The sequence below is a fragment of the Halobacillus litoralis genome, from assembly GCF_020524085.2.
Lineage (GTDB): Bacteria > Bacillota > Bacilli > Bacillales > Halobacillaceae > Halobacillus > Halobacillus litoralis_E.
The window spans coordinates 1,509,320-1,525,644 of the sequence record NZ_CP129016.1 but is presented as its reverse complement, the minus strand read 5'-3'; the positions used below and the strand labels follow the sequence as shown (position 1 = coordinate 1,525,644).

Annotated in this window: 10 protein-coding genes; 3 read left to right on the top strand and 7 right to left on the bottom strand. The window is 44.0% G+C overall.

Features of this window, described 5'->3' with window-relative positions:
* Positions 1-107: 107 nt before the first annotated feature.
* Positions 108-806, bottom strand: coding sequence for a CpsD/CapB family tyrosine-protein kinase (locus LC065_RS07740; RefSeq protein ID WP_306163869.1), 699 nt, complete (start codon positions 804-806; stop codon positions 108-110).
* Positions 796-1,557, bottom strand: coding sequence for a YveK family protein (locus LC065_RS07735; protein WP_226592491.1), 762 nt, complete (start codon positions 1,555-1,557; stop codon positions 796-798). Before LC065_RS07735 ends, LC065_RS07740 begins: the two co-directional genes overlap by 11 nt.
* A 267-nt stretch (positions 1,558-1,824) precedes the next feature.
* Here LC065_RS07735 and LC065_RS07730 point away from each other — a divergent pair, with 267 nt between their 5' ends.
* Entirely contained in the window at positions 1,825-3,825 is a 2,001-nt protein-coding gene (locus tag LC065_RS07730) for an InlB B-repeat-containing protein (protein ID WP_306163868.1), read from the top strand.
* Between the two features lie 44 nt (positions 3,826-3,869).
* Here the strand turns inward: LC065_RS07730 and LC065_RS07725 are convergent, their stop codons facing one another.
* From LC065_RS07725 to murJ, 3 genes are read right to left on the bottom strand one after another with little or no spacing between them, the layout of a single operon-like run.
* Positions 3,870-4,955, bottom strand: a complete 1,086-nt coding sequence (locus LC065_RS07725) for a glycosyltransferase (RefSeq protein WP_226592495.1) — start codon at positions 4,953-4,955, stop codon at positions 3,870-3,872.
* A gap of 20 nt (positions 4,956-4,975) precedes the next feature.
* Positions 4,976-5,860, bottom strand: coding sequence for a PIG-L deacetylase family protein (locus LC065_RS07720; RefSeq protein ID WP_226592497.1), 885 nt, complete (start codon positions 5,858-5,860; stop codon positions 4,976-4,978).
* 5 nt (positions 5,861-5,865) lie between these two features.
* On the bottom strand, positions 5,866-7,377 hold the full coding sequence (murJ, locus tag LC065_RS07715; protein WP_226592499.1) for a murein biosynthesis integral membrane protein MurJ: 1,512 nt from the start codon (positions 7,375-7,377) through the stop codon (positions 5,866-5,868).
* A 184-nt stretch (positions 7,378-7,561) separates the two neighbouring features.
* Here murJ and LC065_RS07710 point away from each other — a divergent pair, with 184 nt between their 5' ends.
* Both LC065_RS07710 and LC065_RS07705 read left to right on the top strand, forming a co-directional pair.
* Positions 7,562-8,653, top strand: coding sequence for an acyltransferase family protein (locus LC065_RS07710; protein ID WP_226592501.1), 1,092 nt, complete (start codon positions 7,562-7,564; stop codon positions 8,651-8,653).
* Positions 8,654-8,841: 188 nt separating this feature from the next.
* Complete coding sequence (locus LC065_RS07705; protein ID WP_226592503.1) at positions 8,842-9,840, top strand: C40 family peptidase; 999 nt, start codon at positions 8,842-8,844, stop codon at positions 9,838-9,840.
* 417 nt (positions 9,841-10,257) lie between these two features.
* On the opposite strand, the gene LC065_RS07700 is transcribed toward LC065_RS07705, so the two are convergent.
* Positions 10,258-11,631: an N-acetylmuramoyl-L-alanine amidase gene (locus tag LC065_RS07700; protein ID WP_226592505.1), complete on the bottom strand. Its 1,374-nt coding sequence runs from the start codon at positions 11,629-11,631 to the stop codon at positions 10,258-10,260.
* A gap of 281 nt (positions 11,632-11,912) precedes the next feature.
* On the bottom strand, positions 11,913-16,247 hold the full coding sequence (locus tag LC065_RS07695) for a S8 family serine peptidase (protein ID WP_226592507.1): 4,335 nt from the start codon (positions 16,245-16,247) through the stop codon (positions 11,913-11,915).
* Positions 16,248-16,325: the final 78 nt, after the last annotated feature.

Genomic DNA, 16,325 nt, shown 5'->3' with positions numbered 1-16,325 from the left:
ACTAGCTTACTAGTTTTTTAAAATTTTACAGTTTATTTTCATATTTGTAACAATTTTGATAATTATTTTGAATATCAAAAAGAAGAGTCCGAAGACTCTTCTTTCTCTTATTGACCGTAATAATAATAGTAATTGCTTGAAGATGTGATCTCCTGGTCGTTCAACACAACCCCGAGCACATTAGCTTTCGCTTGATCCAGTTTTTCTTTGGCTTTTGCGGCCGCTTCTTTTTCTGTCTGTTTGCTTCGCACCACAAGGAGGACACCATCGACGTAGTTGGATAGTACCTGGGAGTCTGTCACAGCTAGAACCGGTGGTGTATCAAAAATGATCATGTCGTAATGCTGTTTCGCTTCGTTTATGAACTGCTCCATCTTATGAGAGCCCAGTAATTCGGAAGGATTCGGAGGTACCGGGCCACTCGTAATGACATCCAGATAATCCACGTGGGTCGTGTTGACGAGGTCTTTCACACGCTGTGTACCGGCTAGATAATTACTCAACCCCAGCATATTTTGAATACGGAACGTATACTGAACCGTCGGTTTCCGCATGTCTGCATCGACCAGCAGCGTTCTTTTCTGTTGTTGGGCGAATACGGCAGCCGTATTCGCTGTCGTCATGGACTTACCCTCAGAAGGTCCGGCGGAGGTTACGAGCATGGTTTCTAATTCGTGATCGACCGATGTAAATTGTAAGTTTGTACGGATGGTCCGATATTGCTCAGCAATCGGTGATTTGGGATTGTCTTCAGCAATCAGGTTTCTGGCTTTTGTATTCATGGTGTTCTTTTTCTTACGTACCAACGGATTCACCTCTGATTTCTGACACTTTCGCTCTTCCACGTGCCGGATTCTTCTTTGGGAGATCTTTCTCAGAAATGGTAGAGACAACGCCTAGGACCGGAAGGCCAAGGATTTCTTCAATATCTTCTTCTTGCTTGATCGTATTGTCTAAGTATTCCAGCAGGAAGGCCAGACCGACACCAATCATCGTACCGACAACAAGGGCGATCGCAATATTAAGTGCAGTATTCGGACTCACAGGTGCTGGATTAGGACCTAGCTCAGCCTCTGTTAAGATATTGATATTGTCGACCCCATTCATAAGCTGAGGGACTTCTCCTTTGAATACATTGACAACGGTATTCGCAATGTCTACAGCGCGCTGCGGATTGGTATCGGTAGCGGTCACATTCACCACCTGGGATTCCTGCTCATTGCCTACTTGAATTTTGTCAGCCAGCTGCCCGGCTGTCATATTCAACCCTAATTCATCAGAGACTTCTGTCAAAATGCGTGGGCTCTTGATGATCACGTTATATGTATTGATCAATTCCACGTTTGTGCGGATATCGTTGATATCATAAGCGGCATTCTGCGACTGATCCTGGGACTGATTAACAATGAACTGAGAGGATGCTTCATAGGACGGGGTAAGAACAAAGAATGTAATAAGTGCACTGAGTGCAGCTGCCCCGACAGCTAGACTGATAATCATCCAGATTCGCTTCTTAAGGACCTCGAAAATTTCTTTCAAGGAAATCGTTTCTTCCATAGGTGTACCTCCATTTTTGTCGAAATTTACACAATAAGGACATTATAGCATAATGCTCTCTTGCGTTAAGGGGAAACATGACATTTTTTTCAATTGCTTTACAAAAAACAGTTCAATACTCCCCTTTTACAAACATCGGATGATCTTTGAATCTATGAATAAGATGAATAGTTTTTAATTCTAATGAACTATAAAAATAGGCAGAATCAACAAGATTCAACAGAAAATTATGGATTACGACCCAAATCATTGTCGGGACGTTGTATAATGATGGATAATAATCAAGATGAGAAAGGGATGTGGTCCATGAATAAAAAAGCGTTTGCTATACTTGTGCTTGCTCTAGCCGTTATAGGAGCAGGGACGTTTTTTACAATGAAAGCCGTTGGAGCGAACACACTGAACACCTTATACTCGGAGGCGAAAGAGGCCTATGAAGCGAAAGACTACAAAAAAAGCATACCCCTCTATGAACAAGTGCTCCGGAAAGACGCTGGTCACACAGCAGCCATAACAGAATTGTCGCTATCCCATGCAGCACTCGAGCAGACAGAACAAGCGATCAAAACCTTGCAGCAGGGAATCTACCAAAATCCAGAGGAGTCTTCTCTCTACCTGTTCTTATCTGATCTTTTCCTAGAAAGTGAAGATATAGAGAATTCCTACGAAACGCTGGAAAAAGGAAAGACGTATGCGGGAACAGAAGAAATCAATGATGCTTTTCAGCAGTTAACGGACAAGATTTACTTACATATGGAAAGAAACCGGGTACAAAAGGGATTCGATCAAGAATTGTCACTGGTGTGGGAGAACAAAGAAGGCAAACGTGTACCCCTTCAAGCTGATTATGTTGTAGAAGATGAGAAGGTAGGCACCCTCTCAAAGTTAGAGGATTCCCCTGCCGTGTTATTTACCGGAGAACAGCTGGGAGAAACTTCGGTTGAAGTGGAATGGAAAGCCCTTGAAGAGAATGTGACAATGGAAGTTGTCGACCAGCTTCTCTCTGAAGTTGAAATCACTCCAGGAGATCCGGAACCACTCGCCGTTGGAGAAACATTAAATCTTGAAGTGACGGGTGAGGATGCTTCAGGGAAGAACATGAGTTTTGAGCCCGAATGGTCTACGACAGAAGGGAATGTCGCCGTACAATTCACCGATGATCAAAAAGTAACTCTTGAAGCAGTTGAAGCTGGAAAAGATGTCTTGATCCTTTCCTTTGAAGACTTTACGAAGGAGTGGGAAATCATCGTAGAAGGCGATGGAGAGTCTTACGTTCAGACCTATGTCGAAGGTGAAGGCCGCATCCAAGTATCTCCTGACAAAGAGGAATACGAGCCAGGAGAAGACATTCAATTAGAAGCGTTTGGCGAAGAAGGATGGGAGTTCGTCCGATGGAAGGGCGATCTTCAAGGAAGTGAGAACCCGGTTAAGCATACGATAGACGGGCACTTGAACGTAACCGCCGTATTCGAATCCGGTAGTCATGACCTCCGTCTGAGCATTTCTGGAGAAGGAGAAGTCTATAGAGATTCCCTTGCTACCTCTTTTGCTCATAACGAAACGATTTCTCTAAGAGCACGGCCTGAACCGGGCTGGACGTTTGAAGGCTGGGAAGGCGATGTTACGAGTTCACAACAGAATATTGAATTGACGATGGACGAGGAAAAGTCCTTACGTGCGGTTTTTGTTAAAGATGAAGAACAAGAGGATGAGGAGCAAATAGAAGAGGAAGAGGAAAACGAAGACGATTTACCTTCTGAAGCTGTCACCTATCGATTGAGTGTCCAGAAAAGCGGGAATGGCTCCGTCCAAAAAAATAAATCCGGCAGCCGTTTCGACGAAGGAACCCTCGTCAACTTATCGGCCACGCCTGCGGACGGTTACACTTTTGCAGGATGGAAAGGAGATGTGAATAGCACCTCCATGAATATTACCTTAAGGATGAACAGTGATTATTCTGTAAGAGCGGTCTTTAAGGAGGAAGCATCCCCAGAGCCAGATCCTGAGCCCGAACCAGATCCAGAACCGGAAATGTACACTTTAACGACATCTACGGATGGACAAGGATATATTAGAGTTGCTAAACGGACGGTTCAAGCAGGAGAAAGTATTACGTTCCAGGCGATTCCCGCTGAGGGATGGACATTTGTCCGCTGGGAAGGCGATCGCTCAGGAAGTTCTGCAAGTTCATCCATCACCATGAACAGGGATAAACACGTCACAGCGGTATTTGAACAAGTCACCGACTCCTCATCAGAGGAAGAATAAAGGAAAAGCCATGAGCTCTCTATGATCTCGTGGCTTTTCTAGTTTCATTTATTATAAATATTGATGATCCGTTCCAGCATAACTTCTTCATCATTCTCCTGGGCAAGCTGTTCTCCTTTTTCAATCCTGGCATTTCTTAAAGAAGAATCGTTTAGGACTTTCTCCATGCCTTCTTCAAGAGCCCGGGCATCTTTCGGCTGCACAAGCTCGCCCGCTCCGTCTTTCAAGAGATAAGACAATCCACCGACATCAGAAGCGACGACAGGAGTATGGGCAGACATCGCTTCAAGCGCGACAAGTCCGAACCCTTCGATATGGGAAGGCAGGACGAAAAGGTCCACCGCTGCCATCCACTTCCCGACAGTCGCCTGATCTTTCGGTCCATGGAAATGAATGCGGTCTTTTTGATCGCGTTGAATGGAAGACTTCAATTCCTGTAAGAAACTCTCACTCTTCTTGCTTCCGATGATATGAAGTTGGAGATTCCCTTCTCTATCATTCAAAGCCTGGAAAGCGTCCACTAATTCACGTAACCCCTTCGCTTCAATCAAGTTCCCGACAAAAAGAATGTGACGATCTTCAGCTGCAAGGTTGAGTTCCTGTTTCGTCTCCTCTTTCGACCTCGGAGCGAAGACGTTTCGGTTCACTCCCATGTTAATAACTGAAACATTCGACTCAGCAATACCAAAGCCTTGAATGACTTCTTCTTTCAACGCTTCACCAACAACAATGACATGGTCCGCTTCTTTCAAAATGTATCCCGTCATCTTCCGGATCCACTTGTTCTTTTTCGCCATCTGATCGAGGTCTCCGCCGTGGGAGGTAACAATCAACTTCGTCCCAAAGAGCTTTTTGAACAAGAGAGCAGGCAGCCCACTCGGAAAGATATAATGGGCATGGACGACATCGTAGTTACGGCCGGCCGGCAGTTTACTGATCGTTTTCAGGAACCAAAGGCCATACTTTTTCAAAAGGTTGACCTTCCCGCCTCGGTTATCACGGTTCACAGCCGTGTCGATGTTCAGCCCCTTTTTCTTCAAAGCTTCGACCTGGTTCCTTACGAAGATGCCGTAGGTCGGGTTCTTCCGGCTGGGATACATATTACTGATGACTAGTACACGTTTACTCATAGATGAATCCTCCCCGGCCACTACTTGATCGAGTGACGATAGAAATCTTTTTTCTGGTCATAGTTTTTGAAAATCGCCCACAGCAGCGTGTCCGTACGGTTCACCTGCTTGAACGTTTTCGGGAAGTTGATTTCCTTTTCCTTCAGCGTGTCACAGTGTGTGATGAACGCATACTTGTCCAGTTGGATAAACCCTTCAGCCGATTGAACGGGTGACTTAGCAAGATTCCCTTTCAATTGGTTCAGTTCAAGGAATCCGTCGAAAGCGATCGCCTGTGAAGCGAATATTTCCGTCGCCTGTACTTTCTTACCGTACTGATCGGATGTGTCGACAAGGCAGTTGATGAAGTCCGGTGGAAACGCGCAATTGATTTCGTACATACGGACAATTCCTCGGTAATCCATTTGTTTCAGCGTGTCCGCGAGAAGCTGGGCGGTTGCTGTGTGATCGGTGTGGGCATCCACATAAGGTGTCGTATAAATCACATCAGGTGAAACTTCTTCGATCTTCTGTTTTAAGAATTGAATATTCTTTTCGCTGCTTGAGACGCCGCCATCAGGAAGGTCCATATAAGACACATCGGATAGCTTCAAAATGTCCATCACTTGATCGATTTCATCTTTCCGGCTTTGCTTCAGTTCTTCTTCACTTAAATCACTGACACTTCCGCCTCCATCGGTCATGAAAAGGCAGTGAATTTCCGCTCCATGTTCGGCATGTTTACGAAGGGTCGCTCCAGGACCAATGGTTTCATCATCCATATGAGGCGCCAGGACAAGCACTTTTTTCTCCCCTTCAATAGAAGTGACCTCTAAATCGGCACTGTAATGTCTTTTCAATATTCTGCGCGTGACAGGTCGGTTGACCGGTCTTGAGATATTCATTAAGGTTTCTTTTCTACTCATAATCCCTACCCCTTACGTTTCGTGACATTTCTTAGCAAGAACAAGAAGGCATGTGTTTTTAATACAAAAGCAACAGCGGCAAACACGACGCCACCAGTGATGGCGACTGTTATGATTTGAACGATGTTCGGCCAATCGGTGATCAGCTGTTGAAAACCGATCACCGCTCCACTCATCGCAGCAACGGCCAACGTAATTTTCAAATAGTCGATCGTTAAATATTTGAAGTCCAGTCCACCGACGAGTTTTACGAAAACGATCAAACACGCACCTGTGTAGAACAAAGCCATGACGGATGCAGCGAGTGGAATTCCCAAGTATCCGAGCCATTCAGCAAAAAGGAAATTGAACACCACATTGAGTGCAATCGATCCGATACTGATCATCAAAATCAGGTGGCCTTTCTTCATCGTGTAGAATCCTTTGTTGATGACGTTATTCAAACTGAAGAAAACGACCGAACCGAAATAAAAGTAAGCCACTTGGGTCGTAGCTGTCGTCGCTTCATTAGAAAACGCTCCACGTTCGTAAAAAAGCTCGATCAAGTTGGGCATCAACAGCATCATCCCGATAACCGAAGGTAGTAGGACGAGATACATCGTCGTCAGTCCCTTTTCGATGCCTTTCTTGAACTGATCGTTGTCGTTTGCGGTGACCGCTTTTGATAACAACGGGAAGATGATCGTTGCAATCGTCACACCGAAAATTGCCTGTGGCATATGCACAAGGTTTTTCGCGTAGTTGATGTACGTCACGGCCCCTTCGCCCTGATATCCGGCGAAAATCGTACCGACCATCAAGTTTACCTGTCCGACGGCTACGGTGAGCCCGACGGGTAAGAAGATCCAGTAGAACTGTTTAACCTCCGGCCAGTCGATCTTCTGCTTCACATCCATCACTTTTCTCGGGACAACGAGGAACAACTTAAAGATCAAGGATAAGATCGTCCCCGCCAAGTACCCGAGTGCAAGTGAATAAGCTCCAATTTGATTGGCGAACAAAAAGGCCGCCCCGATCGAGCTTAAGATGACGATGATTTGTGAAACGATCGATAAGGAGAATTTGCTCTCTGCATCAAAGAACGCTTCCAACACACTGTTCATCCCGACAAAGGAGATGCAGGCAAAAAAGATGATTGTTACCCATGTCGCAATCTGTGTCGCTTCTTCACTAAAGTTCGGGTAGAGCAGCGGCATGAGCACAGGGGCAATCAGCATACCGATGACAGAAAGAATGAAGGCAAGGACGAGCGTCCCTTTGAACACCTGCCCTAAGTATCTCTTTCCATTATTTTGTTCTACCGATTCGATATAGCTCGGTACTAACGCATTTTTCATCCCATTCGTCATGAAAAGAATGAGCATGTTCGGGATAATGAAAGCAGCTAAATACGCATCCGCGACATAACTATCTCCGAAATAATAGGCAATGACCATATCCCTGATCAGACCAGAGACTTTCAGGAGCAGTGTCGCTCCGATAAATAATAGACTTGCGATCCCTAACTTCGATTTCAATTTCTATACCTCTTTCATATCTCTTCATATATTGACAATAAAAATCCATTAGCATGATTTTACCACAGCTGCGGGGATGGGTGAACGGAATACACGAAAGCCCGACGAAAGATGGGTGAAATTTCTCCTTTTCTTTTCCAGCTATACCCTATAAAATATAGTAGTTATGAGAAAGGAGCATCCTATGAAACGTACGATGATCAACGAGATTTTCTTCATCCGGGCGATCGCTTGCTTATGTGTCGTGCTCATCCATTCCATGACGATGACCCAGCATAATTATGAGCTGTTCCGAATGACGGATGAACTGATGTATATGTTCAAACTGACGATTATGTTTGCGACACCCGTTTTTGTTATGATTTCTGAATTCTTATTATCCTACTCTTATCCAGATAAACTTCCAAAAGCTTTTTGGAAGAAACGAATTTTATATATTTTAGTGCCTTATATCGTGATGGCTGTCATCTATTCTGCCTACCCTCTATTGGTAGGGACAGGCTTTACGTGGGGACGCTTTATGGAATTGTTCTTCAAGAAAGGCTTCTTAGGACTGTGGCACGGTTATTTCGTCTTAATCATCTTCCAGTTCTATGCGCTGCATTTCTTATTGAAGAAGTATTTCGATCGCTTCCCGCCATTCTTGATGATTGGTATCGCTCTTGTCATCAACATGTTCTATCTGGCAATTTATAATTTCAGTTGGTTTCACGACCTTTCATTTGTCGCTGCTCTACGACCTTATTATAAGCTGCCATTCCTTGGCTGGATCTTCTACTTTACGGTCGCCTATTACGCAGGGAAAAACATTGATGTATTCTTAAGCTACATTCAGAAGTATAAATACTATCTACTCGCAGGGGCAGCACTAACTGGTATGGTCCCGTTACTCATGAGATACAACCACATTTATTCGGTCGTATCCTCGAAGCGATTTGACGTCGTGCTTTACACGTTTTTCATCTTCTGTCTGCTGTATCTCATTGCGAGACAGCTGAAGAAAACACCGACAATCGTCATGTGGATCAGCAGCAGTTCCTATGGAATCTATCTGCTTCACCCGCTATTCCAGTTCAACACGATCGACTTTTTGAAAAGCATGCCTTTCTACACAAACTTCGGTGTGCACATCTTACTCTTATTCATCATTGGCGTTGGTGGTCCGATCTTGGTTACCTATCTATTGAACAAGGTACCATACGGAGCTATGATTGTCGGCAAGTTCAATACACCTAAGACATCAGCACCATCGAAAACAAAAATGAAGGCAAGTTAAATAAGAAAAGGTAAAAACGACCAGGATTCCCTGGTCGTTTTTGTTATGTATCTAGAACCTATTCCCCACTAGTAAAACCTATGAAACTTATTTGTTACACAAATGTAAAACTATGACGAATCTTGTTATGTTACGCTTGTAAAGGATTACAAAGACAGACAAAAAAACACAAGGGGAGTACTACTAGAATGAGAAAATTCTTAACGTCGATTGTCGCTTTTGCCACGGTTTTTCTACTATTTACACCAAATGCTTTCGCAGGACAAAGTGTTCGGGACCAAGTAGTAGATATCGCATTTGATTACTCAGGATCACCGTACGTTTATGGAGGCACATCGCCAAGTGGTTTTGACTGCTCAGGATTTACGCAGTATGTTTTCGGAAAAGCGGGCATCGACCTTAATCGAACTTCCCGTCAACAATATACGCAAGGCGAATATGTAAGCCGCTCCAATCTGCAAAAAGGAGACCTAGTCTTCTTCGGCAGCCCAATCTGGCACGTAGGTATATACATAGGAAATAACAAAATGATTTCAGCAGAAAACCCGACAGACGACATTACCGTTGCTTCTCTTACAGGTTATTGGGGCCGCAACTACTCCGGTGCGAAACGTGTCATTGAAGAGAGAGAAACGGTAACAGAATCTGCAGTTGAAGAACTTCCAGCAGGTGAATACCACGACGTGAACAAGTATCACTGGGCTTATGATCACATCAGCCACCTTGGAGAAACAGGCATCATCAACGGATATGAAGGAAGCCTATTCAAGCCAGACAACAAAGTTACACGTGCAGAAGCTGCTACCATGTTAAGCATCGCGCTGGACCTTCCGACTTCTTCTCATAGTGAGTATTCTGATGTATCTAGTTCTCACTGGGCATCTGATTACATCAACGGTGTTACAGCTAAAGGTTATTTCTCCGGATATGAAGACGGTACTTTCAAACCGGATGAGCCGATTGAACGTGCAGAAATCGCCGCACTATTCACTCGCGCATTCAACCTTGACGCAAGCGGATCCGGCAGCTTCGCTGACCTGAGTTCTGATCACTGGGCTTATGAAGATATCCAAACATTATCTGCAAGCTCCATTGCAACAGGTTATTCTGATAACACATTCAAGCCAGGTAAAGAAACAATTCGTAGTGAGTTCGCTGTATTCTTGTACAGAGCACTCTATCAATAAGAGATTGGTATAAAAGCTCAGAGTTTATGACTCTGGGCTTTTTTGCTGCCTTTTTTCATATGGCTTAAGGTTAATAGTCTTTCCCATCTATTTCATTATTGATAAAGACGTTATGATGTTCTTTTTAAGTATTTCTCACAAACATTTCCCGCTATTCTTAGAATCCAAACATTCCTTGCCTAATATTTTCACCTCTTTTTACTAATCAGTGTTGTTCAGCCTCTTTTTGGAGATTTCATTTTAATTAGCAGGATGGGATTAAAAGCATCCAAGGTTGTTCCTTTTAACTAAATTCTTAATACAAATGACGCCCATGTCAATTTAATGAAACAATAACCAGATATACGGACTTCCCCACTATTTAAGCCCGGTTTTCCTATAACAAAAAACCCCTCTGCTTCCGCAGAGGGGCATCTGTTAATCCAGCCAATTATAATAATCTTGTATACCTTGTGCGATCGCTTTTGCTGCACGCTCTCTCCAGTAATCTGATCCGAGTCTTGATGCATCGGTATCATTCGTTACAAACCCTAATTCTACTAAGGCAGACGGTAATGGAGTTTCACTAATCACATGATAAGGAACATCCTTCACACCGCGATCCGCTAAGTCGAGGGCAGGGACCAGGCGATTTTGTATATAAGTCGCCAACTGCTTACTCTTTCTAGCCCGGTCATCCAAACTAGCGGAAGAATAGTAAGTTTCGATTCCATTGGCACTTTCCATATAGAAAGAATTCGAATGGATACTTACGAACGTGTCCGCATTACGATTGACGGCATAATCCACGCGGTCTTCCAATTCAACAAAAGTATCATCGTCTCTTGTCATGACGACCTTAATCCCTGCATCCACCAAATACTTCTGAACACGTTTCGCTACATCAAGGTTGACCTCTTTCTCTAACAACCCGTTACCTGTTGCGCCACCGTCTCCATCACCGTGACCTGCATCGATCGCAATGATATGCGAAGACGAATGACTTGTCGTATAATCTTCATGCACATAACCGTTCAAACTACCATAAGAAATCTTCAGCCATGAACCTAAATCTTCGTGCACTTCAATCGTCGTTCCCTCGGAGAGTTTACCGACAATGGAATAACCTGTGCTCGGGCCGGAGCGGACATTTAAAATATCTGCTGTAACCACTCGTTCTCCATAAGAATCAATGTCCGTGGAAACTCTGAATTGTTCATTCAAAGCACGAGCTACGAATAACGCAAATTCTTCTCTTGTAATCGCTGATTCCGGTCGGTAGGTACCGTCCGGATATCCAGCCGCTACCCCGGCACTCGTCACACTTTTGACTGCGTCATAATAGTACGCATATGAGCTGACATCTCCGTAACTTCCATTACTGCCGGAACCTAATGAAAAAGCGTTAGAGACCGAAACAGCCATTTGTCCACGTGTCATCGTTTCTTTTGGTTTGTATGTACCATCAGGGTATCCTGAAATGGCTCCTTGTTCATAAGAAGACTGTATGTATCCAGAAGCGTAGGAGTAACGTGAAACATCTGAAAATACCGTGTTTCTCTGAGTACCGTCGAGTTTGAGCGCCCGCGCAATTAGTGTCGCCGCTTCTTCTCTGGTTACTTCCTTATGGGGCTTGAACGTTCCATCCGGGTAACCGCTCAATACTCCTTGATTCATCAAATAATTGATTTCTTCCTCCGACCGATCAGGTATATCCGATAAAGAAGCAGCTTTTGCCACATTCGATGGCCAAACAGCTGCAGTGACTAAAGCTAAAAGGAACACCAACATTTTAATACGATTTTGCAACATTCTCCAAATATCTCCCTTTCTCGAGTTTTTTCGTTTCTACTGCTATTATACTTGGAAACTATTCACTATCATAGTGTGTTTTTACTTAATTGCTACTAAGAAGAAAGCCCTCCAAGTAAGTCAAAAATATCTAAAATATCCCGAGGCCCCACTCATTTTTGAATTTGTCGAATCATGATCCACAATTTCATCAAATTCTGTAGTTAACCTATAAATCCTACACTTAAAACAAAAAAAACCGGATGGGTAGGAACCCATCCGGTTTTACTTATTGATTGGGATTAGAAACGATCGTCTTCTGCTTTCGCAAGGAAACGAGCGAATTCTGCACGTGTCGTTTCTTTATTCGGCTTGAACGTTCCATCCGGGTAACCGACGGTAATTTCATTGGCTGCTAGTGTATTGATATAGCTGGAAGCCCAATGCGCGACAGGAACATCGCTGAATCGATCATCCGTATTTCCTTTCAAGTCATAGGCATCGACAACGATTTTCGCCATTTCAGAACGCTTCAGCGTGGCTTTCGGATTGAATTCACCATCTGGTGTACCGACCATGATGCCTGCTTCGGCAATAGCAGCAATGGCATCATAACCGTAATCGCCCGCTTCAACATCGCTGAATCCTGGATCTTCGACATTGTCTGTCTCTAAACCAAGCGCACGCGTAATCATTTGAGCCGCTTGTACACGTGTAATATCATCATTCACACCGAAGTTGCCATTCGGGTAACCGTAAATGACCCCAGCAACGTTAAGCTTTTCAATGGCATCCTTAGCCCAGTAACCGTCCGCTACATCATCGAAGGAAGCTGGTGCGTTGTCAGATTTGTAGATTGTAATATGCTTCGTCGTTGTATTGCCAGCAAGATCTACTAGTTCAAATGTGAACGTGTTCTTGCCATCTTTCAAGTCGACCGTATGCTCGAGCGTTTCTTCAAGAGCTCTCATTTCGAATGGCTCTTTGAACGCTTTGGCATAAGCTTCATCACCATTGACCGTTAAACGAAGTTCATCAAAGTTGTCTGCCATGGAGACATCAAGCGTTGCTTCCTCTTGATCCGTATAATGCGGTCCTTCAATGGACAACTCAGGACTTGTGGAGTCAATCATGAAACGGCGGATGAATGAAATATCGTTTCCGCTGTCATCAACGGCATGGAATTCAATTTCTTTGAACCCGTCCGATTTGAAGCTGATGGTTTCGTTGAATGCATAACGCTCATTTTCTGCATCCCATGTCAGTTTCGCTTCTTTACCGTTCATTGTAAGTTTTTCCACTTTGGAATCATCTGTTACATATCCTGTGACGATTACTTCTTTCGTGCTTATCGGTTCTAAAGCTAAAGGTGTAAGAGCTGTCACATATGGAACCGTTCCATCTTCACCTTCAAGAGCACTGTCAGTCGTTGTGTTACCTGCATAATCATAAGCGACGACCTTCACACTCGAAACATCTTCTGCGTTAACAGTGTAAGTATCTGTATTTGCAGCTAATGGTGTTTCCGTGACACCTTTTCCGTTAACAATGACATCAAAATGAGATAGTCCAGCTCCTTGATCTTCCGCATCCCATGTAACTTCTTTTGTTTCCGAATCATAGGATACATCTAAATCAGGTGTCGTTGTATCGACACGGACCGGAATCACTTTGGACTGCCAATCAGCATCAGGATAGTCGACGACAGATCTCACTTCATAGTAGTAAAGACCATCTTCAACGTACTCTCCATCTACTTTACCATCCCATGCACCTTGGTCGTATATCGTATAGGATGGCGCAGCTCCTCCATCAAAGTAGTTTTTCCTTACTTCTTTAAGGGAACGAATGGTACGCAATTCATTCATATCTTCATCTAGAATATTAAACTCTACTTCTTTTGCATTCCTTAAGAAGGAAAGAATCGGCATGACTCTATCAGCCATTCCATCTTCATTCGGTGAGAAACCGATGTTATTGCGGGAACCAACAAGGGCTTCCTCTTCACTTAACAATGGGTCTACACCTAGATAATGAAGTTCAGATCCGTATGGAGCAAGGAGACCGGATTGACCATAGAAAGAATCTCCATCTTTTTCATAGATGGTATCATCAACGATTGGTGCTTGGTCCCATTCCCCATCAAAACCTACATAAGGAACATTAAGTGGTGCATTGACATCATTAGGATCTTCCAGAGTCACGAAACCTTCTACGAAATAGCCATTTTCAAAGATTTCATCCAATGGCTGGTTACCGAACCAGTCAATTCCGTCTGTTAAATCGACAGTTACGTCAATTTCAATGGAAGAGTTGGCTGGTACAAGGACCTGATATTCCCCGTCTACTTCACTTCCAGCATTGGAAGTGATTTCAATCGGAAATTCACCTGCGTACGGTGATTCTTCACTGATTGTGCCTTCCTTGTAGATTCCTTGTGTTTCTACAAGGTTTTCACCATCTGATACAAGGTCCGTCTGAACGGTACCCGATACATTATACACCGTGTTTTCATCACTGAAGTTATCAACAGTCAATGTAAAGGATTCTTTGCCATCCATCTCTTTCAAAGCAACTTTCCCTAAACCAGTTTCTTTCTCTGTGACGATGGCAGGCGTCTGCATAGCCGCATGCAGATCCATCAGACCTGCCCCTTGTCGACGTGGAGAGAATGCAAGTCCTGATTGGTAGTAGTCATTATACAAACCTGTATCTACTTGCGGTACAGACGTGTTCATAAGAAGGTTCTTCGCCATTTCCACACGATCTTCACCAGCAAGATCGAATTCATCTTCCAAGCGCTGCATGACTAACGCTGAGCCTCCAGCTACGTGTGGAGCAGCCATGGATGTACCACTCATCAAACCATATTCATCATCTTGCAAAGTGGATAGGATGTTCCCACCTGGTGCAGTGATTTCAGGTTTGAAGTCAAGGTTTGGTGTCACTCCCCATGAAGTGAAAGAAGAAAGATTACCGAATTCAGGGTTGATCGATTTTACTTCTTCCCCTTCAAAGGAAACTTCAACGGTGCTGCCTTCCTGCAATTGGTCTCTCAAACTCTCTCCTAGATCTTTCAGAATGGCCAATTGAGGAATGTCGATTTCTCCACTGGATGCCATACTGATATAACCAGAAACATTATTGAAGATAATGACCCCTTTTGCCCCACGTTCTTGGGCATTCAGCGTCTTACTTACGAATGTGGATTCCCCACGCTGAATAAGAGCGATCTTCCCTTCAACATCCACGCCATCAAAGTCGTTCGCCTCCGGGTTCACCTCTGAATCACCTGGTGTGCGTCCGAGTCCAGCATACACCAATTCATGGTACCCTTCTGCTAGAGTGTCAGGATGCACATCACTTGCAGAAAGGAATGGTACAGGAATTCCTTCTTCCCCATCTACCCGTGTATTGAATCCGTCCAGCATCAAATATTCGTTTTCAAAAGATGCCACTTGCAGGGACTCTGTTGATAGCCCCGGTGCCCCCACGACTCCGATATCAGGATTCGAAGCTAACGGATTAGCGAATCCATCTCCCAAACGCGCAGAGTTACCTGCAGAAATCGCCATCATGACGCCATTATCGACAGCTCTTGCAATCGCTTTCTGTTCAGGATCTTCGGAATCTACGAAACTTGCTGTTGAACCAAGACTCATATTGATGACATCCGCTCCTAGAAGGATCGCATCATCAATCGCTTTAATATAAATATCTCCATAAGTCGAAGGCATTTCAGGATCATTACCGAAAACTTTCAATCCGAGGATTTGAGCTTCCGGAGCAACCCCTTTAATTCCCCCATTGTCTTCATCACCATTGGCACCTACTGTTCCGGAAACGTGCATGCCGTGCATACTCGCATCAGGACCCAGGTCTAGTACCGTATCGTTCTCATCTGCATAGTTGTAACCATAAGGGACTTTTTCAGTGAAATATTTCCCTTTCAATTCACCGGACTGACGTAGGGCATCGACATCGCTCTTACTGATTTCAGGATCTGTTTCATCACTAAGGACCATGTCCTTATGCTCTGGATCGATTCCTGTATCGATGACACCTACCGTCATTCCTTCCCCTTTATAGCCATATTCCTGCCAAGTTTTTTGTGCATTGACAAGCTCTTTACTATAAAGCATCTCCGGCTGTTCTGTCGGGCGCTGGTATTCGTTTGTGATATGTACTTTGCCGACATTTGGTAGAGCTTCAATCACTTCTACAGCTTTGAAATTCACTGTACCACTAAAGCCGTTCACGACTGTTATAAAGCTTTGTTTGTAATCCATCGGGACGGATTCCTTCTTAATGGCAGCTTTCACTTTCGCCTGCGCATCTAAAGCTTCCTCCCGCAATTTGTTCTTATTCGCTTCAGATAATTCGCTGTAACTCTTTCCTAAGCTCTGAGCCGAATAAATAGTAGGCTCGTCCTCTAACTCAACAATGATTCGTACTTCATCATTTGGTCCATAATTCTCACGGTCATCCTCCAGCGAAAATACCCGTTCCGTCTTTTTATCTGCAGATTTGGTTGAACCTTCCAAATTTTTGTTCGGAACCCCAGTCGCAGCGAAAACAGAATGAGAGAATGCTAGAAGAAATACAAAGAACAAAATTAACGTCTTTTTCAAATTCACTTTTTCTCCTCCTTCAAATATTTCCAGAATCGTGCTACAATGTTCCCCCTTTCTACATACCTCTCCATTATATTCGTA